This window comes from Bradyrhizobium sp. UFLA05-125 (assembly GCF_059803515.1).
Genome location: NZ_JBANBJ010000001.1, coordinates 187,996 through 210,315 on the forward strand (window position 1 = coordinate 187,996; position 22,320 = coordinate 210,315).

Here is a 22,320-nt window from a genome sequence, read left to right on the forward strand (position 1 = left end):
GCCGATCACCGCAGGATCTGGCTCAGGAACAGCTGCGAACGCGCGTGCTGCGGGTGGGCGAAGAATTCCTGCGGCGTGTTGGATTCGATGATCTGACCGGCGTCCATGAACACAACGCGGTTGGCGACCTCCTTCGCAAAGCCCATTTCGTGCGTGACAACCAGCATGGTCATGCCCTCCTTGGCGAGGTCGACCATGGTGTCGAGGACTTCCTTGACCATTTCGGGGTCGAGCGCCGAGGTGGGTTCGTCGAACAGCATCACCTTTGGGTTCATGGTCAGCGCCCGCGCGATCGCGACGCGCTGCTGCTGGCCGCCCGACATCTGGCCCGGAAACTTGTTGGCCTGGTGCGGGATCTTGACCCGCTCCAGGTATTTCATCGCGGCCGCCTCGGCATCCTTCTTCGGGATGTTGCGGACCCAGATCGGCGCCAGCGTGCAATTGTCGAGCACCGTGAGGTGTGGGAACAGATTGAAGCTCTGGAACACCATGCCGACCTCGCGGCGCACCGCGTCGATATGTTTCAGGTTCGGCCCGAGCTCGATGCCGTCGACGACGATCTCGCCCTCCTGAAACTCTTCCAGTGCATTGATGCAGCGGATCAGCGTCGACTTGCCCGAGCCTGAAGGACCGCAGATCACGATGCGCTCGCCCTTCTCGACCTCGAGATCGATGTCGCGCAGGACGTGAAAGTCGCCGTACCATTTGTTGAGGCCGGAAATCTTGACGATCGGGCTGGTGGACATGGTGACCTTGTTCAGTTGCGGCGATGCGCGTTGAGCCGGTTTTCGACGAAGAGCGAGTAACGCGACATTCCAAAGCAGAAGAGGAAATAGATGATGCCAGTAAAGGCAAAGCCGGTGAAGGCGGTCGTTGGCGTCGTCCAGACTGGGTCGGCGAACGATGCCCTGAGCGAGCCTAACAGATCGAACAGCGCGACGATCGAGACCAGCGAGGTGTCCTTGAACAGCGAGATGAAGCTGTTGACGATGGCGGGAATGACGTGGCGCAGTGCCTGCGGCAGCACGATCAAGGAGGTCGTCTTCCACCAGGACAGTCCCAGTGCGGAAGCCGCCTCCCCCTGCCCGCGCGGAACCGCGGCGAGCCCACCGCGCAGGTTTTCGGCCTGATAGGCGCCGGTGAACAACGCCACGCCGATCAGCGCCCGCACCAGGCCGTCGACCGTGAAGTTGCCCGGCAGGAACAAAGGCAGCATGTAGGTCGCGAAGAACAGCACCGTGATCAGCGGCACGCCGCGCCAGAACTCGATGTAGGCGATCGAAAAGATTCGGATCAGGGGAATGGTCGAGCGCCGGCCGAGTGCGAGCGCAATGCCGATTGGCAGCGAGGCCACGATGCCGGTAATGGCGATGACCAGCGTCACCAGGAGGCCGCCCCACAGCCGCGTGTCGACAATCGGCAAGCCACTGTGATCGAGGCCCATCAGTTTGATGACCACCGCTATGCCGGCAAAAGTGGCAAGACTCGAGATCAGCGCACGCCGGCCGGTCTGAAAACCGCCGCCGAGGACGAACAGGATCGCCGAGACGATTGCGGTCGTGACGAGGAAATCAACCCAGACCGCCTGGCCCGAGGCCTGGAACTGCTCCCGCAGCCAGGTCAGCGGAAAGATCAGCCAGGAGATCAGGGTGCCGACGAGCACGATGACATTGCCGATCGCCCATAGCAGAGGACCAATCGCCGACGTCTTGCTGAGATTGACCAGCAACTGCCCGGCTCCGCTGATGCTGTCGTCGAAAAGCTGCAAAAGGCCAGCGGCCCAGCTTACGCCAAAGCCGGCGATGCCGCCGCCATGCAGCAGGAAGAACGCGACCACGGGAAAGGCGAAGAAGAACAGGCCTGAGTTCAGGCCTTTTGCCGGCAGGCGCGGAATGAGCAGCGGCAAGAGCAGCACCGCTCCGAGCACGAAGGTCAGGTTGACCCGCCAGCGCTCAGCTTCCGGATAAAAACCGTAGATAAGCTGCGTGAGCTTTGCCTGGATGAAGGGCCAGCAGGCGCCGACTGGATGCCCGGCATTCTCGGCGAGGCATGCGGCGCGATCCTTGCCGCTCCAGACCGCATTGACCAGCAGGAATTGGAGCGCGGGAATGACGATATACCAGAGCAGCAGCAGGCCGAGGATCGTGAGCAGGACGTTGGTCGGCGAGTTCAAAAGGCGCGTGCGTACGAAACCGATGAAGCCCGAGGTCTTCACCGGTGCGGCGCGCTCGGGCACCAGGTCCTGCCGGACAAAGGAAGACGCGGTGATGTCGCTCATGCCCCCAGGCTCCGGTTGATGCGCCAGCCGTAGATGCTCATGATGAAGCTGGTGACGAGCGAGGTCAGGAGATAGACGCCCATCGTCATGGCGATGATCTCGATCGCCTGTCCGGTCTGGCTCAACGCCGTGCCGGCAAACACCGAGACCAGATCGGGATAACCGATGGCCACCGCAAGCGAGGAGTTCTTGGTGAGGTTGAGATACTGATTGGTCAAGGGCGGCACGATGACACGCATCGCCTGCGGCACCACGATCAGCCGCAACGTCGCGCCCCGGCTCAAGCCAAGCGAGGAGCCCGCCTCCATCTGCCCCTTATGGACCGACAGAATGCCGGCGCGGACGATCTCGGCGATGAAGGACGCCGTATAGGTCGAAAGCCCCACTGTCAGGGCGACGAACTCCGGAATGATCCGCGCGCCGCCGGCGAAGTTGAAGCCCTTGAGCTGCGGCAGCTCGAAGGTAAAGGGCAGACCGAACACCAGCATCGTGACGAGCGGCAACCCAATGATGAAGGCCAGCACATAGGGCCAGATACGGATCACCTGCCCGCGCTGGAACAACGCCCGCCGCGCAACCCTCCTCAGCGTCAGGGATGCGAGGATGCCGAGGCCGAGCATGACCAGAAACGGGACCAAGCCGGGCTGCCCCACCGGCGAGGGCACGATCAGGCCGCGATTGTTGAGGAAAAAGGCGCCGAAGATCGAGACGCTTTGCCGCGGCGCGGGCAACGCCGCGAGCACTGCGAGATACCAGAACAGGATCTGGAACAGGAGCGGCAGGTTGCGGATGGCCTCAACATAGAGACCGCCGATTCGCGACACCAGCCAGTTGGGCGACAACCGGCAGAGTGCCACGACAAACCCGATCACAGTGGCGAAGAAGATGCCGACCACCGAAACCAGGAGCGTGTTCAACAGGCCAACCAGGAACACACGGAAGTAGGTGTCCGAGCCCGAATAGGAGATCAGGGTCTGATTGACATCGAAGCTCGCGCTGTTCTGCAGGAAGCCGAAGCCCGCGGCGATGTGCTGGGTTTCCAGGTTGGTACGAGCATTGGAAACGATCTCGTAGGCGATCCATGCGAGGACCGCGCCGAAGACAAGCTGGATGGCCATGCCGCTCCAGCCTGTCTTGCCACCGAGAGCCCGCTTGAGCTTCAGCGCGATTTGCGGTGGTGGTTTCCGGGCCTCGATGCCCATCGCCGCAGCCTGCAGGTTTGCCGATCAGCGGATCGGTGGCGCATACTGCAGACCGCCCTTGGTCCAGAGATTGTTGATACCGCGGCTGATACCGAGCGGCGAGCCGGCGCCGACGTTGCGGTCGAATGCTTCTCCATAATTGCCGACCGCCTTCACGATCCGGACGACCCAGTCCTTGGTCAGGCCGAGCTGTTCGCCGAGATTGCCATCGGTGCCGAGCACCCGCTTCATCTCTGGCTTGTCCGATTTCAGCATCTCGTCCACGTTCTTCTGGGTGACCCCAAGCTCTTCAGCCGTGATCATCGCAAACAGCGTCCACTTCACGATGTCGAACCATTGATCGTCGCCGTGGCGCACCATCGGGCCAAGCGGCTCCTTCGAGATGATCTCGTTCAGCACGATGTGATCGGCGGGGTTCGTGAGCTTCAAACGACTGGCATAGAGCCCAGACGAGTCATCGGTGAAGACGTCGCAGCGTCCGGACTCGTAGGCCTTGATCGCTTCGTCGATGGTGCCGAACGCAATCACCTCATACTTCATGTTGTTGGCTTTGAAGTAGTCGGCGAGGTTCAGCTCGGTGGTGGTGCCCGTCTGGACGCAAACGGAGGCATTGTTCAGTTCCAATGCCGAATTGACCTTGAGCGCTTTCTTCACCATGAAGCCTTGGCCGTCATAGTAGGTCACGCCCGTGAAGTTGGCGCCGAGCGAGGTGTCGCGCGAGACAGTCCAGGTGGTGTTGCGCGACAGCACGTCGATTTCGCCGGACTGCAGCGCGGTGAAGCGGTCCTTGGCCGACAGCGGCACGAACTTGATCTTGGTCGGATCGTTTAACACCGCCGCCGCGATCGCGCGGCAGACATCGACGTCGATCCCGGTCCAGTTGCCCTTGTCGTCCGGCGACGAAAAGCCCGGCAGGCCCTGGCTGACGCCACAGGACAGCATGCCCCTGTCCTTGATGGTCTTGAGCGTTTGGGCATGGGCGGCCGGGGCGGACAGGCCGGCGGCGAGGGCAAGGGTGAGAGCCAGAGTTACGCGTTTCATGGGTTGAAGCCTTTCAAGGGCGTCGTGTTTGGGGGCGACGTGTGTTCGTCTCTAATGGCGTATGTGAACGTTCGTCGAACATCTTTTTGCTGAACGTCTTTCGCTGAACATCGTGCAAGCTGTGGGCCAACCCCGTTGATCCCCTGCCAAAAACCGTTGGACGCCAGGCTGTCAGGCATGGTCCCTCGGGCGGCGGATCTAAGGTCGCGGCAAGCCCCTCAACATGCGGCGACAGAATAGCACCTGCGCATCACAGAACGACTGGCGAGCCGGGTCAAGGGGTTGACGGGACTCTTCTGTGATCTGTTATTACCAGTTGCGGTCGATCCGCTGTCCCGTGCGGGGACTTTCCGCGCCGACAATCCCAGTTTTGAAAGCACACGCATGGATTCCTCTGCGGGCGCAAAGCCCTTCCCGCAACATCCCGACACCGGGCTGGTGACCTCCGGCCGCGACACCAAGGCGCAGAAGGGTTTTGTCAATCCGCCGGTCGTGCACGGTTCGACCGTGCTCTACCCTACGGCCGAGGACCTGCACGCCCATCGCGGCGAGTTCCAGTATGGCCGCCACGGCACCCCCACCACCAAGGCGCTCCAGGAGACGCTCATGGCGCTGGAGGGATCGAACTGCGCTGGCGTCGGCATCGCGCCGTCGGGCCTGGCTGCGATCACCACCACCCTGCTCGCGGTGCTGAAGGCGGGCGATCACCTGCTCGTCTGCGACAACGTGTATCGGCCCTCGCGCAATTTCTGCAACGGCCTGCTCGCACGCTACGGCATCGAGACCACCTATTTCGATCCGCTGATCGGCGCAGGCATCGAAGCCCTGTTCAAGCCCAATACGCGCGCTGTACTGGTGGAAGCGCCCGGCTCGCAGTCCTTCGAGATGCCGGACATTCGCGCGATCGCCGCAGTCGCGCATGCGCGCGACGCGCTCGTGATCGACGACAACACCTGGGCGACGCCGCTCTATCATCGCTCGCTCGACCAGGGCGTCGACATCAGCATGCAGGCTGCGACCAAATATATCGGCGGCCATTCCGACATCATGTTCGGCACGATCTCTGCGAATGCCACGGCGTGGCCGCTGGTGACCGAAGCCATCCGCCTGCTGGGTGTCTGCGCCGGGCCCGACGACGTCTTCCTCGCGCTCCGCGGCATGCGCACGCTGTCGGTGCGGCTGGCGCAGCACTATCGCTCAGGGCTCGAGATGGCGCGCTGGCTCGCCACGCGGCCAGAGGTTGCCCGCGTGCTCCATCCCGCGCTCGAGACCGATCCTGGCCATGCAATCTGGAAGCGCGACTTCACCGGCGCCTCGGGCCTGTTCAGCATCGTCTTGAAGCCCGCGCCGCAGAAGGCGGTCGATGTCATGCTCGATAGCCTCACGCTGTTCGGCATGGGCTATTCCTGGGGCGGCTTCGAGAGCCTTGCCATCCCCTTCGACTGCGACACTTATCGCACGGCAACGAAGTGGGCCCCGGGCGGTCCAACGCTGCGTCTGCACATCGGGCTCGAGAGCGTCGAGGACCTCAAGGCCGATCTCGATCGCGGCTTTGCTGCCTTCAACGCGGCAATTTGAGCAGCGAGATTGGGCATCCCGCCTAACAAACGCGCCATGCTGCGCGACTTGCGCAGCATCTACTCGTTAGCCGGTCCCGCCGCCCTGCCCACATGCGGCACGGCCTCGATGCTACCGCGCCAGTAGCTGGCACTCAGAGCCAGTGATTTGCCCGACGCGTCAAGCGAATTCGCAAAATCAGCAAAGCATCCACTGCCGTCACCGGCTACTTTGCATGGGGTTGTTTTCGACATTTTTGCGGGCGGGCCACGAAGGCCCGGTCCGAACCCGGATCAACGATCCAGCGTCTTCGAGGCACGGCCGCGATTTTTGACGATCAGCATGATGTTGCGGATGTAGATGATCGTTGCCAGCGCCTGTCCGAGGATGATGACCGGCTCTCGCTTCACGACGCCATAGACCAGCGTCATCAACCCGCCGCCCATTGAGCAGAACCAGAAGGCCATCGGCACCACGCTATTTCCGGCACGTTCGCTTGCGATCCATTGCACGAGAAAGCGCGCCGTGAAGAACAGCTGCGCGACCAGGCCGAACGCGAGCCAGAAGTCGAACTTGGCGACGAAGACGTCGTAGAGATAGTTGCTCAGCGCCTGGCCGTATTGGATGATCATGCCTTGACCTCGGTCACATCTGGTGTCGGCTTCTTACGGCGGATCAGCCACCACACGCCGGCGAGATCCATGATCCCGATCCATAGCCGGTCGAAGAAACCGTAGTTCGACACGCCGGCGCGGCGGGGCCGGTCGATCACGTCGACATAGGCGATCTCGAAACCCTCGCGGCGGACCAGCGCTGGCAGGAAACGATGCAGCCCGTCGAAATAGGGCAGCATCAGAAACACCTCGCGGCGAAAGGCCTTCAGGCCACATCCGGTGTCTCGCGTGCCGTCCTTCAGGATCGCGCCGCGCACGCCGTTGGCGATGCGCGACTGCAACTTCTTGAAGCCGGTGTCCTTGCGCCCGACGCGCTGGCCGGCGACGAGGCCGATGCGCTCGCTTTTCTCGACTGCCGCGATCAGGTCCGGCAGGAAGGCCGGATTGTTCTGGCCGTCGCCGTCGAGCGTCGCCACGATCGCGCCGCGCGCCGCCCGAACGCCGCTGCGCACGGCCGCTGACTGCCCGGTTGACCTCGCATGGCGGAGCTGACGGAGATTGCCCCGCTGCTTCATGATAGCCGACAGCCGCTCGCCGGTCGTATCCGTCGAGCCATCATTGACATAGACGATCTCATAGGCCCAGCGGCCATCGAGCGCAGCGCCGATCTCCTCGATCAGAGGCGCGATATTGTCCGCCTCATTGCGCACGGGGACGACGATGGAAATCGAGGGCTGGAACGACAAATCGATGCTCGTGGTTGGAATTGGCCTGCGGCGGGAACCGGTCCGGTCGGCAGGCAGCCGCTTTTATGGGGCGGATGCCCCGCGGGCAACCCCTTTAAGGCGGCCGAACGCCGGCCCCGGAAGCGCCACGATCACCCCGTCGCTGCCGATGGCGAAGCCGAGCCGGCGCGCCGCGAACCAGTAGCGCACCGCCATGGTGCCGATGATGCCGATCAGGGCGCCGGCCACGACGTCGCTCGGATGATGGGCGAGCAGCACCAGCCGCGTCAGCAGGATCAGGATGGCATAAGTGAACATGAACACGCGCAGGCGTGGCCATACTGCGCTGACTGCAAAGGCCAATGCGAACGCGGTCACCGCATGGCCCGAAGGCAGGCTGGCATGGGCTTCCGTTCCACTGAAGGGAATGAAATTGAACGCGTTGGCCTTGCCGCCGACGAAGGGCCGGCCGCGGCCAATGATGTATTTCAGGACCTCGCCGATCAGCACTGAGAACAGCACGGAAAAGAAGATGAATTGCAGCCGCGTGCCGAAGCCGAGCAGCAGCGTACGCGAGGTCCCGTGCCGGCCTGCCGCAATCAGTGCCACGGTCACGAGCGCGGCGGCGAGCGCCGTCAGCACATACTCGTCCTTGCCGAAATCGGTGAGGATCTTGATCGGCCACAGGCCAGGCGTGCCGCGCACGGGCATCATCTGGATCTCGCTCATGTCGAACGCGACCATCAGTGCGATGATGAGGGCCGCGCCGGCCGCACTCAGCCAGAGTGAATGCCGCGCCAGCCGGCTCGCCGCCTCCGCGCGCCGCGAATGCGAGGGAGCGCGGACGAGTTGTGTCAGCGCACGGCCTGAAACCGTCAGCAATTGCGCGCCGTAGTTCGATCGATGTGCAACGTCGGCGGGCATCCTATTCCGAGCCCTCCGAGCGGAAGATCGCGATCGAGATCGCTCGCCCTTGCGAGAAGTTGTAGCCGTCGATGCGCGAGCCGACGCGGTAGCGAAGCCCGATCGCCTCGGCGCGCTGGACGAAGCTGCGCTCAGAACGCTGCTCGATGAACGCAAAGCGGCAGCTGCCCTGCTTGAGGAAATCGGCAGCACCCGAGCCGTCGGTCAGCAGCGTCGACGTCCCCGTGAGGAAGACGAGGCTCGGCTCGTGATAGCCCGCGGAAGCCGCCTTTGGGCCGACGCAGCGCACGTTGCGCAATTCGTGCGCGATCTCGACGCTCGGAAACAGCGGCGTCAGCGACGGCACGACCAGGCCCCAGACCACGACCGCAAGCATCAGCGCCGCAACCAGCGCGTTGAGCAACGAGCGCTCGGCGCGGTTGTTGTCGTAGAGCCACCAGGCGAACAGGCCGAAGATCAGGGACGCTGCGATGAAAGGCCAGGCGGCGAAAGCCGGCTGGCGCGTCAGCATGACCGCGCCGACGACCGCCATGATCGAGCCGAGCGCAGGGATCGCGAACCACCAGGCGGAGCCGCGCATCAGCCATGACCGCGACAGCACGCGACGCTCCACGGCGCCGGCCGTGAGGATCGCGATCGCCGGATAGAGCGGCAGCACGTAGTGCGGCAACTTGGTCAGCACCGCCTCGAACACGATCCAGGACGGGATCAGCCACGCCAGCAGATATTGCGCGCCGGGCTCGCGCCGGGCCCGCCACACCGCCGGCGCCGCCATCGCCGCAAGCGGCGCACCCGGCCAGAAGGTGATCCAGAACAGGACCAGATAGAGGCCAGGCGGCGCGCCATGGGATTCCTGGGCACCGAGCTTGCTCAGCATGTCGCCGCCGACGGAATCGGCGAAGAAGGCATCGCCCGCACGCCAGAATATCGCGATGAACCAGGGCAGCACCAACACCAGCACCCACATCAGGCCCCAGAGCGGGCGCAGCCGCCACAGCCAGGATGCGTCGCGGTCCTGGATCGCCAGCACGATGATGGTGAGCGCGGCGAACATCAGGATCAGCGGCCCCTTGATCAGGATGCCGACGGCGATCGCGGTCCAGAAGATCGCGGGATAGCTCCACGGCGGACGCGCCTCGTCCTCGCCGCGCTGCCAAGTGAGATAGACCCGCGCCATCGCGCCCATGGCCGCGACCACGGTGAAGAGCAGCACCGCATCGGTCTTGGCGAGCCGCGCCTCGACGCCGAGCAGCACGGACGCGCACATGATCAATGCCGCAAGCACGGCGGCGCGGCGCGTGACGAAGCCGAGCGCGGTCCAATAGGTCATCAGCACCGCACCGATCGCGCCGACCAGCGACGGCACCCGATAGACCCAGATGCGCAATTGGGCGCGCGGCAGGCCGAGCGCCGACGCGGTATGAACGGCGGCCGCTTGCAGCCAGTAGATACCGACCGGCTTCTTGTAGCGGACGTCGTCCTGGAAGCGGATGTCGACATAGTCGCCGGTCTCGACCATCTGCTTGGTCGCCTGCGCAAAGCGCGCCTCGTCGCGATCGACGGGCGGAATCGTGAAGAAGCCGGGCAAGAGCAGAAGCAGCGCGCAGATCACCAGAAAGCCGATCGCGCGGGCGTGGCTGCCGGTGACGGCATCGATCACGCGCACGAACCAATTGCCCGGATTTACGGGGGTTTTCGGCTCGCGGGGCTCTCCGAAACGGGGGCTGGCATAGGTCTCGACCATTGGTTCCGCATACGCTGAAACCGCCGCCCCCACAACCGCTTAAGCCGGCATCATTGAATTCGAATGACAACTGTGTCGGCGGCGCCCGTGGCGTCGATCACGGTCAGCCGCGCAAAGCCAGGCCCGGGCGGATCGATCAGCCGCTGGCGCCGTCCGTCGATCTCCCCGAGCGCCGTTCCATTGACCAGTATCGTCATGGGCAGGACGCCGCCGGCGACCTTCACGGGCATGGTGGCAGCCTCGTTACCCGCCGAGCGGTCGACGTCGATCCGGGAGCCGTTCAGGGGAAACTGGATGTGCGGGGCCTGCTCGCCGCCGGTGCGGACGAGTTCCCCGACGGGGCGGAACCGCCTCAGGGGCAACGGTAGCTTGGCGTTGCTGGCGACCAGGGTTCCCTTCGGCGGCCTGGCGAGCGGAACCGGCAGTTTTCCGCTCCGGGCGAAAGCGTCGAACAGGATGGGCGCTGCCGCCGCGCGGCCGATCAGGCCGGGAACCGGCGCGCCGTCGGGACGGCCGACCCAGACGCCAATGGTCATGCGACCGTCGAAGCCGACCGACCACGCGTCGCGATAGCCGTAGGAGGTTCCGGTCTTGAAGGCGATGCGGTTGTGGGCGGCGTTTTCGGGCGGCGGCGTACCCAGGAGCACGTTGCCAACCTGCCAGGCAGCGACCTGGTCGAGCAGCCGCAACGGCTCCCGTGCGTCCCTGTCGGACATGACCTCGCGCAGCGGGCGCGTGGTCCCGAGCCTGGCGAGACCTGAATAGAGTTGTGCAAGGTCCTGAAGCGTGACGCCGACACCGCCGAGCCCCATGGCAAGACCCGGCGCTTCGTCCTTGGGGAGTACCAGATTGCCGCCGGCCTGCCGCAGCCGCGAGGCCAGGCGGCTGGAGCCGACACGGTCGAGCAGCACGATTGCCGGCACGTTCAGTGACAGCTGCAGCGCCTTCTTCACCGGCACCGTGCCCTGAAACGTCATGTCGAAATTTTCCGGCGCGTAGGAGCCGAAGCGAACCGGGCGATCGTCGATCAGGCTGTCGGGGTGGACGAAACCGTCTTCGAAAGCGAGGCCATAGATGAACGGCTTCAGCGTCGAACCCGGCGAACGCAGTGCGCGGGTCATGTCGACCTGCCCTGCCCGGCTCTCGTCGAAATAGTCCGCGGAGCCGACGCGCGCCAGCACGTCTCCGCTCTCATTGTCGACGACGATGATGCCGACCGAAATGTTCGGCCCGAGCGCAATGGCGCGGTCGCGCGCTAGCGGCTCCAGCACCTTCTGGAGATTGGCATCCAGCGTGAGCTTGATGACCGGCGTGTCCTTGACGGTTGAGAGCGCGGTATCGGACGCATGCGGCGCCAGGATCGGCATCGGCTTGCGCAGCTTCGGCACGGGTACGGCCTTCGCCTGCTTGGCGTCATCAGCGCTGATCTGATGCTCCTCGACCATGCGGTCGAGCACGCGGTCGCGCGCGATGCGCGCCGCCTCGGGGTAGCGATCCAGCCGGCGCGTTTCCGGCGATTGCGGCAATGCGACCAGAAGCGCGGCTTCGGCGAGCGACAGCCGCTTCGGCTCCTTGCCGAGATAGGCGATGGACGCTGCGCGAATGCCCTCGAGGTTGCCGCCATAGGGCGCCAGCGCGAGATAGAGATCGAGGATCTGGTCCTTGCTCAGGCTACGCTCAAGCTCGATCGCGCGCACGATCTGCCGCAGCTTTGCATGGAGCGAGCGCTGCCGCCGCGGCTCCATCAGCCGCGCGAGCTGCATCGTGATGGTCGATCCGCCCGAGACGATATGGCCGCGCGTCCCGAGCTGGATCGCGGCGCGCCCGAGCGCGAGCGGATCGACGCCGTCATGCGCGTAGAAGCGCTGGTCTTCATAGGCGAGCAGCAGCTTCAGATAAGTCGGATCGACGTTCGCTTTGGTCTCGACCGGCAACCGCCACCGCCCGTCGGCCATGGCGTAGGCGCGCAGGAGCTTTCCGTTGCGGTCGACGATGGTGGTGGACACCTGGCGCGCCTCGTCGAGCGGCAGCGGGCCGAGGGAGATGGTCCAGGCCACGAAGGCGCAGATGGTGAGGATGAAGGCGAGCGCGGCGGCCGAGAGGACACGCGCGGTTGCGCGTCCCGCTCCGTCATGGCCGGGCTTGTCCCGGCCATCCACGTTTTCACCCACGGCACGTGTGGCCGTGGATGCCCGGGTCAAGCCCGGGCATGACGACGGTGTATATGACACGTCTTCGCTCATACGGCTCTATGCACTCACTTCGCCGCTCGCACCTCAACCGACCCAGTCCCGGTGCGGCCATAGCGCGAGGGGTTGTACATGTCCTCGACATAGGCCTGCGGCAGCACGTATTTGCCGGGCGAGACCGCGCGCACGACATAGGCGACGGTGAAGACCGACTTGGCGTCCGAGGCCCGGTCGACTGCTGCCGTGAAGCGGTCGTCGCGGAACTCGGTATCCTCCGGATCCACGCCATCCTCGATCCAGTCCAGCGTGCCGCTGTCGCCCGACGACACCAGCTTTGGATTGTCGATCTCGAGACCCGCCGGCAGATAGTCGGACACCATGATGTGCGCGTACTCAGGCCTGGCCTCGGTGATCTTCAACACCACAGCGAAGCGATCGTTCTGTTTGACCTTGCTGATATCGGCGGGCTTGCCGTCGAGCGTGAAGTAACTGCGCTCGATCTTGAACCCGGCCGAGGCGGCCGACTCCGGCGTGACCGGCGAGCCCGACACCGAGACCACGGCCTGTATCGGAGCGTCACCCGTGTTGGTGATCTTCAGCGGCTTGCCCTCCAGCGTCCCCGCCTTGTAGCTGCGGTACAGCGCGGTCTTGACGCCCTGGCCGTCGACATCGAGCGACAGGTTTTCCTTCGCCAGCGCCCGCGCCGCCAGCACCAGCCACGCATTCTCCTGCGTCGAGGTGTAGGGCGTCAGGCCGCGCGCGGTCTCGACACGGGACACGGCCTGCGTCAGCGTCGCCTTCGGCGCGTTGCCTTCGCTGGCAAGCGAGACGAGTGCTGCGGCATCGCGAAGCTGCGAGCCGTAATCACTTCGGCCGAACTCCAGCACGGGCTTCGGCGCGAGGCTATCGAGCGCTGCGCCGTAGACCCGCTCCGCGCGATTACGGTCACCGACCAGCGCGAGCGCCGCCGCAAGCTGCGATTTGGCGATCGGCGTTGCCAGATTGTTCAGCTTGGTATCGGCGAGATAGCGGAGATCGCCGATCGGCGCTGCGCCGTTACGCGCGAGCACGTAGAGGCCGTAGGCAAGATCACGGCCGCCGTCCTTCTCCGGCTCGTTGGCATTCACCACAGAGTTGCGGATGCGGTCGAGCGCGTTCTTGAACAATACGTCCGGCACCACAAAGCCTTTTTCACGGGCGCGGCTGAGGAAGTCCGTCACATAAGCATCCAGCCAGGCGTCGTCGCCGCCGGCCGACCACAGCCCGAACGAGCCGTTCGAGCCCTGGCGTGCCAATAGCCGCTCGATCGCGTCGCGGATGCGTTGGTCGACCTCGGTGTCCATCGCAAGATGGGCGCCGGCCGCAAGCTCGTTGACGTAAAGCAGCGGCATGGCGCGGCTCGTGATCTGCTCCGAGCAGCCATAGGGATAGCGATCGAGCGCCTTGAGGATCGTCGCGGCGTCGAGCGCGGTCGACAGGCTCGCCGAAACCGAGACGCTGCCGGTGCCCGGCACGAGGTCGGAGAACATGTCCGAGGTCAGCGTCAGGCTCTCGCCCTTCGCCAGGGTTCGGATCGAGCGCCGCGCCAGCACCTGTGTCGCCGCCTTGACGTCGAGCGCATAGTGCCGCGCGAGCGCAAGTCCGTTCGGGCCCTTGATGTCGACGTCGAGCGTCGCCTGCCCCGCCGCGGTCGCATCGAGCGCGAGCGAGAACGAGTTGCGCTGCTTGGCGGCGAGCTTGACCGTCGTCGCAGGATTGCCGGTCATCTTCACCGGGCCGCCCGTCTTCACGTTGATCGCGTAGTCGCCCGCCTGCCCTTCGACATTGTCGATCTCGAGATTGACCGTGCCGTGGTCGCCATTGAGCAGGAAGCGCGGCAGGGTCGCCGTCAGCACCACGGGATCGCGGATCACGACGTCGGTATTGGCGCGGCCAAGCCTTGTCGCGGTCCACGCCACCGCCATGATGCGCGCGGTGCCGGCGAACTCCGGGATGTCGAAGCTCACTTCCGCGGTACCGTCGGCTGCAACCGTGACGATGCCCGAATAGAGCGCAAGCGGCTTCTGCGTGGGCGGCGAGCCCTGCAATTCAGCTGCGCCCGCATCGCCGCCGGACTTGATCTGGCCGCGCGTGCCCTGCATGCCGTCGATGAGCTGGCCGTAGAGATCGCGGATCTCGGCGGTCAGGCGGCGCTGGCCGAGATAGTAGTCATCCGGCGCCGGCGGCTTGTAGTTGGTGAGGTTGAGGATGCCGACGTCGACTGCGGCGATGACGATCTTGGCATCCTCGCCCGGGTTGAGCCCGTCGAGCTTCACCGGAATCTTCAGCATCGAATTCGGCCGGATCAGCGCCAGCGGCGTCAGCTTCACGGCGAGCGTGCGCGTCTGCTTGTCGATGCCGAACCATTTCAGGCCGATCGCCCGGCCCGGCATGCGCTGGGCGGCTGCATCGAGCGGCCGCCGCAAGGTCGCCACCACGTAGGCGCCGGTGCCCCAGTCGTTGCCGACGGGGATCTTGATCTGCGCGGTGCCTTCCTTGACGTCGATGGTCTGCGTCGTCAGCAGGCGATCGCCGAGCACGTTGATGGTGAGCTTGCCGGCGCTGCGCACGTTCACCGACACCGTCATGGTGTCGCCGGAGGCGTATTGCGGCTTGTCGATCGAGGTTTCCAAAAGGTCGGGCGTGTCGGCACTGCCGTCCGAATACCAGCCGACATCGAACTGCACCGACGTCACCGGGCCATCCGCGTCGTTCGATTTCACGTCCAGCCGGTAGCGGCCCGGCTGCGGGTTGAACGAAATGCGCGACGGCTTGTCGGCGGCAATGGTGAGATCGCCGTCAGCGACGCGCGAGGTCGACTTGACCGGCTCGTACTCCCAGTAATTGTTCTGGCGATACCACTGGTAGCGCGACTCCATCTTGAGGAGCTCATAGCGCAGGCCATCGCGCGGAAGCGTCTTGCCGTCGGGCGAAACGAACACCACGTCGAACTCGGCCTTGTCGCCTTCGGCAACGTTCCTGTCGCCGAACAGCGGCTTGACGCCGAGCATCGCGGCCGCGGGTGCGACTGGCAGAACGATCTTGCGCTCGACCGCGCGGCCGCCCGTCTCCGCCATGCGGACGAAGATCTGCGCCTCCTGCGGCCGCGTCGAGGCCGGCTGCTTGTCCAGCGTCACCGGGAACGTCGCCACGCCGTTGGCGTCGGCCTCGGGGAGGTTTTCGAGCGGGGTGCGCTCATTGCTGGTGGTCTCCTCGTCGGCGACGCCGAACTGGTAGCCGGCGAAGCCCGGCCGCTCGTCGGCCGGCGCAACCAGCATGTCGCCCTCGAGCTGGAGACCCGAGGCCGGCGCGCCATAGAGGAAATGGCCGTCGACCTTCAGTTCGACCGGAGCATTCGCCTTGATCAGCTTGTCCTTGGACGTGAGATCGAACTCGATCCTGTCGGGGACGTAATCCTCGACCATGAAGGTCGTCTCACCGACCGATGAACCCTTCGGGTCGGTGAAGGCGCGCACCCGCCAGGTCCCGGTCGGCACCGCCGAATTGAGCGGCACGGAGAGCGTGCGGCCGCCGGCGCCCTGGTCGGACAGCACGGCGCGGCGGAATTCGACGCCGTCGGGACGCTCGATCACCAGCGTCAGCGGCCCGCCGGTGACGGCATTGCCCTGCCCGTCGCGCAACAGCGCGGTAAGGTAGACCGTCTCGTTGGAGCGATATACGCCCCGCTCGGCATAGACGAAGGCGTCAGCGCCGGCCGGCACCGCGCGTCCCGCAACGCCGCGATCAGAGAGATCGAAGGCGCTGGTCTTCAGGCTGAGGAAGGCATAGTCGGTCTTCTCGCCGCTGACCGTGAGCAGCGCTGGCGACAGCCCGCCCTCGCCGCGTGCCAGCCCCGCCTCGAACAGCACATGGCCGGCATCGTCGGTCTTGCGGGTCGCCAGGATTTCGTTGTTGCGGGCAACCAGCCGCACCTCGGCTTTGCCGACCGGATCGGTCGAGGCCAGCGAGTTGACGAAAACATGGATGCCGTCATTGCCGGAATAGGCTGTGACGCCGAGATCCGAGACGATGAACCATTGGGTCGCCAGCTGGGAATCGTCGTCACTGCCCGGCCCCTTGGCCGCGGCCGTCATCACGTACGCGCCGGGCTGGAGATCGCCGAGCGCCTGATCGACCGGGAATGCAGTGGTGACGTCCTGGTTCAGCGTCGTCGCGGTCGCGAGCTCACCGGACCACACCTTGACGCCACGCTCGCCACCGAGATCGGAGAGCTGGTAGCGCGACAGCGTCTTCTGAAAGTCGCTGTCGACGACCGTGTTGATCAGATTGCGGTCGCCGATCCGGAACACGTTGATGTTGACCGCCGGCGTATTGACGCTGACCACGGGAATGCCGCGCTGGCCGGTCCTCGGCAGCACATAGGCGCGGCTGGTGAAGCGCACGAACGGCTTGCGGTCGCGCACATAGATGTTGAACTCGGCCGATTTCGGCAGCCCCTCTTTCACCGTCGACGGCAGGCCAGCGCGCAGGTTGATGTTGTAGCGCTCGCCATGCTTCAGTCCATCGATGCAGAGCTGCTTGCCCTCGGCCGATACAGCGGGCTTGTCCTGCCCTGCGAGCGCCAGGAACGGCGCGAAATCCGTGCGCTTGGCCAACTCCTCGGAGAACTGGAAGCAGGCGCGCGGGCTCGCCGAGTCGGAATCGACGGTGTAGTCGAGCAGCCGGAAGCCATGCTCGTCGCGCAGCTTCTCGTATTGGCCGCGGACGTCGGCGACCTCCCGCATGTCGAGCGACAGCCGCAGTGCATCCAGGGCCGGCCGGAACAAATGCCGCTCGGCGAGCGACTTGCCGAGGACTCCAAGCGCATCAGCCTCCTCACCCGCATTGCCGGCGCGCATGTAAGCGATGTAGGCGGCCGTCGAGGCACGCTCGAGCAGGAAAGTCTGCTCGCTCGAGCTCTTTGGGGTGATCTGGAAGATGACGCGCGCAAGCCGCAGCCAGTTGCCGGCATCCTCAGGCGTGATGGCGGCGATCTGGCCGAGAATGGATAGGCCGCTGCGGACATCGTTGCGCCTGAAAGCGGCATCCGCGTCGGTGCGCAGGGTCGCGTTGGTTTTGGCGACCGGCCCCGCCTCGCTCTTGATCTGGGCTTCCAGCTTGATCGCGGCGTCAGCGAGATCGTCGCGCTTGAAGGCCTTGTCGGCGGCCTGCGCCGATACCAGGCCGAGCGCCAGCGCTGCGCAGATTGTGACGGCGCGAACCAAACCGATCATGATGGACTCCCGGGAGCGCGGACGAACGCCGCGTAGGCGATGAAATGCGCGGAAAGGTGACAGACTCAAGGCGATGGAACCAGAATAGCAAAACGTCGCATGCGCCATTGGCAAGCAAGCCCGAGTGGGCCTCCAAGTGCCGCCCCTGGCGCCGCCTCAGCCTGTGGCAGCACCGGACAAATCAGCCGGTGGACTTAAGTCCCGAACGCAAGTGCGACGTCTGGAGCGTCGCTGGGCAGATCGGGACGAGAAGAGTCCATCGCTTCGCTTGGTCGCGCGACGGGGGAAAACGGTTCGATCCGACTTCGATTCAGACTTGGCGGACGCGCGGATTTTTCATATCTGGCGTGCTAAAGACGTCGCCGGGCCCCATCCCCCGGGGCCGTCCAGACGGTCCCGTAGCTCAACTGGATAGAGTAGCGGATTTCTACTCCGCGGGTTGCAGGTTCGAGCCCTGCCGGGATCGCCAGTGATATCAACGACTTAGATGATATTTTGACCCCTAAAATATGTTGCGCTTGTTGCGCCAAATTCCCCTGGTTTCTCAATGCCTCCCCTGCGCTCTCGGTAAGTCGGCGCAACAAAGGCGCAACATAAGACGTGTGAATTGCGCGAATAGAACGAACCCGCTGCGGTCTGGCATGCCACTATTCTGGGCTCGATTCGCCAACCTGTTTGGGACAGTCCATGTCGATACTCAGCATCTCCGGGGTGTTTCATGGCGGCGAACGGTCACGATAACGACGGCGTTGAGCGGCGCGGGCTGATGTTCGTACTGTCGTCGCCTTCGGGTGCCGGCACGACCACACTGTCACGGCTTCTGATCGAGCGCATGCCGGGCCTGCAAATGTCGGTCTCGGTGACGACACGCGCCATGCGCCCGGGCGAGGTAGATGGCCGTGATTATCTGTTCGTCGACAAGCCGCGCTTCGAGGCAATGGTGAAGGGTGACGAACTGCTGGAATGGGCGACCGTGTTCGACAACCGCTACGGCACGCCGCGCGCTCCGGTCGAGGCCGCGCTGTCGGCAGGGCGGGACGTGCTGTTCGACATCGACTGGCAGGGCACGCAGCAACTGCGCGAGAAGGCGCGCGCCGACGTCGTCAGCGTTTTCATCCTACCGCCGTCAGCGCCCGAATTGGAGAAGCGCATGCACTCCAGCGCGCAGTATTCGCAGGACGTGATCCGCTCTCGCATGAGTCGCGCCACCCGCGAGATGAGTCACTGGGCGGAGTACGACTACATTGTCATCAATAGCGACATCGACACAGCCTTCTCGGAGGTCCAGTCGATACTGAAGGCCGAGCGATTGGCGCGCGAACGACGCATTGGGATGGGCGCCTTAATCCGCACTCTCGGTCGAACGATCGAAGAAATCACGGACGCTGCGCCTGAACAGGGATCATCTATCAAGCTCGGCGTTACGCCTTCGGCCGGCACCGCCATCGAAACTTTGTCCAATGAAATTTCCGGCGCGGATGAACACGCTGGTCCCGTCGCTCTGACCGCACGTGGTCAGGCCATGGGGACCGGCGGCGGTTTAGACACCGGTGCTTTCCAGCCGGGAGCCTTTCAGGGTGATGCTTTTCAGGGGGCGGGCTCGGTTCAAACCGACACGACTCAGTCGCCGGAGTCCGCTTTTGAGTTGCTGCAAGCGCGGGTTGCTGTGTTGGAAGCAGCGCTGGCGTCTCGACCGGCCGGAATGGGCCACAACCGGGGTCCCAATCTCGACGAAGAACCAAGCGTTGATGAAGAGCAAATTCAGACATTCATTTCGCGCTTACGGGACCAGCGAGCGACTGCACCCGTCGATCTGCCAAAGCTGATCGAGGCGGCGCAAGTCGCCGATCCTGCCGTCAACAAATGGCGAGAGCGAACAGATAAATTTGTATTAGGTGTAATAGGAGGTACGGGAGCCGCATCCGGAAAACTAGCCGTCGAAAAACTTGCGCAAACTGCGTGGGTTCACTCTGTCTATTCCGCCCTTCAAGGTGTGTTTGAAAGCCTGATGCATTGGCTGCATTTTTTTTGAAGAAGGCTGGAAATCCCCAGACCAAATAAAGCTGTGGCTTTGACCGGCGCGACTCTGCACCGACAATGTCCGCTTTGCTCTGAAAGCGACGCGGTTGTTGCGCAGCCGCAAAATGACGCGATGGGCCAACAACGGACATATAGGCACGAGAGGTCAGCGTGCCCGTGTTGCGCGGGCATCAGGCGAAAGATGCCCGCGCAGGATAGATAGCCGGTGGTCAGTTATCCGCGTCGGCGCGGGCGTGCCGGATGACCCGATGTTCATCACTGGTTAGTTGCACCGGCGCGAGCTTAAAGGTCACCTTGTCAATCTTGCCAGCGAAGCGGAACGGAACTTGATAGTCCTTGTCGTCAACGGGAGTGCGGGTATCCACACCGACGTCGAAGGTTTCGTCAATTGTCATGAGGAATGGAATAGTGTGCACGACCTTGTTGGTGGCGACCTCCTTATCGTCCACCTTTAGAACGCCCGTGCCACCCTTGCCGAAGCCTGGTCCATCGTATTTGAACTCAAACACGATGACGTGCTTGCCAGATGCAAGCGCGTCGTTGCCTTCCCAGCGGAAGCGTTCGAGGTCGAGGAAGTTATAGAGGAACACCGGCTTGCCCTTGAGTAGATACAAGCCATAGCCACCGAAGCGACCGCCTTCCGTGACGATCATCCCGTCGCGGCCGTCCTGCGAGCCCGCACGGCCAGTAGTGGTGCCAGCACCGTCGAGAATATCAACCTCGGCGGTGATCGTATACGACCTGTTCAGGATGCTGGGCGCATCGCTCTCAGGCAGGCCCGACATCTCGCCGGAATACGTGAAGGTGTTCCGACCTGCCGTCGCGCTTGGGCGTGGCGCGATGATCCGTTGAAGAACCGAATTGTCCAGCGGAAACACGTTGTACTTGGCCGCTTCCACCATGAACAACTCCTGCATCTCGCGGAGCTTGTCAGGCATTTTGGCCGCGAGGTCGTTGCTCTCGGAGTAGTCCTCGGCAATGTTGTACAGTTCCCACTTGTAGCCATTCACAATGTCGGTGGGCAGCTTGGCCGTCCCGAGAAGCCATGGCGGCGCAGGTGGCGTTGTCGCGCCGATCCATCCGTCGTGATAGATCGCCCGGTTGCCCCACATCTCAAAATACTGTGTGGCGCGCGTGGACGGCGCGTTAGCGTTCGCCTTGTCGAAGGTGTACGCCATGCTGACACCTTCAATCGGTTTCTGCGCGATGCCGTTGACCATCACCGGCGCGGGGATGCCGGTTGCTTCAAGGATGGTCGGCACAATATCGATCATATGGTGGAACTGGGTGCGGATACCACCGGCATCCTTGATGCGGTTGGGCCAGGCGATCGCCATGCCTTGCCGGGTGCCGCCGAAGTGCGACGCCACCTCCTTCGTCCACTTGAATGGCGTATCAAACGCCCACGACCACGCCACCGCCATGTGGGGATAGGTCGCCGATGACCCCCAGACATCGTAGGCCTTCAACTGTTCAGCGATGGGCAAATCCAAAATGCCGTTATAGGCGGTCATTTGGTTCGGCGTGCCGCGCGTGGTGCCTTCCGGGCTGGTGCCGTTATCGCCGCAGATATAGATGATCAGGGTGTTGTCGAGCTTGCCTTCGTCCTGAACCTCTTGGATTACACGGCCGATTTCGTGGTCGGTGTAAGCGGCATAAGCGCCGAACACTTCCGCCTGACGCGTGAATAATTTTTTCTCATCCGCCGTCAGCGTGTCCCATTTTTGCAGGTCGTCCGGCCAAGGGGTAAGCTGTGTGTTCGCGGGGATCACGCCGAGCCGCTTCTGATTGGCGAAAATCGTCTCGCGCAGGGCGTTCCAGCCGTTGTCAAACAGATGCATGTCGTGGATCTTGTCGACCCACTCCTTGGTCGGTTGGTGCGGCGAATGGGTACCGCCGGGCACGTAGTAGACCAAGAACGGCTGATCGGGCGCGGCTGCATTGAGCCGTCGCATGTGGGCGATAGCCTCATCCGCCATATCAGTCGTCAAGTTGTAATTCGGCTTTCCTACCCATGGGAAAACCTGCGTGGTGTTCTGGAACAGGTAGGGCGTCCACTGGTCGGTTTCGCCGCCCATGAAGCCGTAGAAGTAGTCGAAGCCCATGCCAGTTGGCCACTGATCGAACGGTCCTGAGGCGCTGTACTGGTAGCTCGGCGTGTTATGGTTCTTGCCGAACCACGACGTGGCGTAGCCATTTTGCTTTAGGATGGTGCCGATGGTGGCGTTCTCCGGCCCTATGACGCTGTCGTAACCGGGATAGCCGGTTGACTGTTCGGCGATAGTGCCGAAGCCCACCGAGTGGTGGTTGCGGCCGGTGATCAGCGCCGCGCGGGTCGGTGAGCATAGGGCGGTGGAGTGAAACTGAGTATACCGCAGGCCCATCTGCGCGATACGGTCCATATTCGGCGTCGGGATGACGCCGCCGAACGTGCCCGAGACACCATAACCCTGGTCGTCGGTCATGATCAGGAGGACATTGGGCGCGCCTTTCGGCGGCACCACGCGCGCGGGCCAATATGGCTTCGACTGGTCGGCCTGCAGGCCAATGTCCCCGCCAAACTTCGGCGGCGGCGGCGGAAGATATTTTCCATCAATCGTCGTCGTGGCATCAGGCGAGCCCGGCGTGCCGGTGGTCTGTTGTGCCAGCGTCGGCACAATCGTGAACACGGTCAACGTGGCGGCGGAGAGTAAGAGTGCGGATATTTTCAAGACCATCTCCATTTTCTGCGCG

At 63.8% G+C, this 22,320-nt stretch carries 12 protein-coding genes, 1 tRNA gene and 1 pseudogene; 3 read left to right on the forward strand and 11 right to left on the reverse strand.

The features are described 5' to 3' along the window. Positions 1–5 precede the first annotated feature (5 nt). The 4 genes from SO156_RS00890 to SO156_RS00905 are packed head-to-tail and all read right to left on the reverse strand — an operon-like array spanning position 6 to position 4,521. Positions 6–746 carry an amino acid ABC transporter ATP-binding protein gene (locus SO156_RS00890; RefSeq protein WP_458147909.1) on the reverse strand — a complete coding sequence of 247 codons (741 nt, stop codon included), beginning with the start codon at positions 744–746 and terminating at the stop codon, positions 6–8. 11 nt (positions 747–757) lie between these two features. Further along, on the reverse strand, positions 758–2,278 hold the full coding sequence (locus SO156_RS00895) for an amino acid ABC transporter permease (protein ID WP_498533526.1): 1,521 nt from the start codon (positions 2,276–2,278) through the stop codon (positions 758–760). Next, complete coding sequence (locus SO156_RS00900; protein ID WP_498533527.1) at positions 2,275–3,480, reverse strand: amino acid ABC transporter permease; 1,206 nt, start codon at positions 3,478–3,480, stop codon at positions 2,275–2,277. Before SO156_RS00900 ends, SO156_RS00895 begins: the two co-directional genes overlap by 4 nt. Positions 3,481–3,504: 24 nt before the next feature. After that, positions 3,505–4,521: an amino acid ABC transporter substrate-binding protein gene (locus SO156_RS00905; protein WP_458147912.1), complete on the reverse strand. Its 1,017-nt coding sequence runs from the start codon at positions 4,519–4,521 to the stop codon at positions 3,505–3,507. A gap of 384 nt (positions 4,522–4,905) precedes the next feature. On the opposite strand from SO156_RS00905, the gene metC reads away from it, so the two are divergent. Then, positions 4,906–6,099 (forward strand): cystathionine beta-lyase, encoded by a 1,194-nt coding sequence (metC, locus tag SO156_RS00910; RefSeq protein ID WP_498533528.1) that lies wholly within the window; start codon positions 4,906–4,908, stop codon positions 6,097–6,099. A 272-nt stretch (positions 6,100–6,371) separates the two neighbouring features. Here the strand turns inward: metC and SO156_RS00915 are convergent, their stop codons facing one another. The 6 genes from SO156_RS00915 to SO156_RS00940 form a co-directional block, all read right to left on the reverse strand. Continuing rightward, positions 6,372–6,710, reverse strand: a complete 339-nt coding sequence (locus tag SO156_RS00915; RefSeq protein ID WP_027527070.1) for a lipid-A-disaccharide synthase N-terminal domain-containing protein — start codon at positions 6,708–6,710, stop codon at positions 6,372–6,374. Beyond that, positions 6,707–7,438 (reverse strand): glycosyltransferase family 2 protein, encoded by a 732-nt coding sequence (locus SO156_RS00920; protein ID WP_498533529.1) that lies wholly within the window; start codon positions 7,436–7,438, stop codon positions 6,707–6,709. The genes SO156_RS00915 and SO156_RS00920 overlap by 4 nt, the downstream gene beginning before the upstream one ends. Positions 7,439–7,501: 63 nt before the next feature. Further along, complete coding sequence (locus SO156_RS00925) at positions 7,502–8,341, reverse strand: phosphatase PAP2 family protein (RefSeq protein ID WP_498533530.1); 840 nt, start codon at positions 8,339–8,341, stop codon at positions 7,502–7,504. 1 nt (position 8,342) lies between these two features. Continuing rightward, a complete protein-coding gene (locus SO156_RS00930; RefSeq protein ID WP_458147916.1) occupies positions 8,343–10,085 on the reverse strand; it encodes an ArnT family glycosyltransferase in 1,743 nt (580 codons plus the stop codon). 50 nt (positions 10,086–10,135) lie between these two features. Next, positions 10,136–12,244 carry a penicillin-binding protein 1C gene (gene pbpC, locus SO156_RS00935; protein ID WP_498533531.1) on the reverse strand — a complete coding sequence of 703 codons (2,109 nt, stop codon included), beginning with the start codon at positions 12,242–12,244 and terminating at the stop codon, positions 10,136–10,138. 98 nt (positions 12,245–12,342) lie between these two features. Next, positions 12,343–17,547 (reverse strand): alpha-2-macroglobulin family protein, encoded by a 5,205-nt coding sequence (locus SO156_RS00940; RefSeq protein ID WP_498533532.1) that lies wholly within the window; start codon positions 17,545–17,547, stop codon positions 12,343–12,345. A 392-nt stretch (positions 17,548–17,939) separates the two neighbouring features. Between SO156_RS00940 and SO156_RS00945 the strand changes: the two genes are divergently transcribed. Together SO156_RS00945 and gmk are read left to right on the forward strand one after the other, a co-directional pair. After that, positions 17,940–18,016: transfer RNA gene (locus SO156_RS00945), tRNA-Arg, on the forward strand. Between the two features lie 249 nt (positions 18,017–18,265). After that, positions 18,266–18,919: pseudogene (gene gmk, locus SO156_RS00950) on the forward strand (guanylate kinase); the annotation flags it as partial. 877 nt (positions 18,920–19,796) lie between these two features. Here the strand turns inward: gmk and SO156_RS00955 are convergent. Then, the gene (locus SO156_RS00955) at positions 19,797–22,292 is read right to left on the reverse strand and encodes an arylsulfatase (RefSeq protein WP_498533828.1); all 2,496 of its coding nucleotides are present in this window, start codon (positions 22,290–22,292) and stop codon (positions 19,797–19,799) included. Positions 22,293–22,320: the final 28 nt, after the last annotated feature.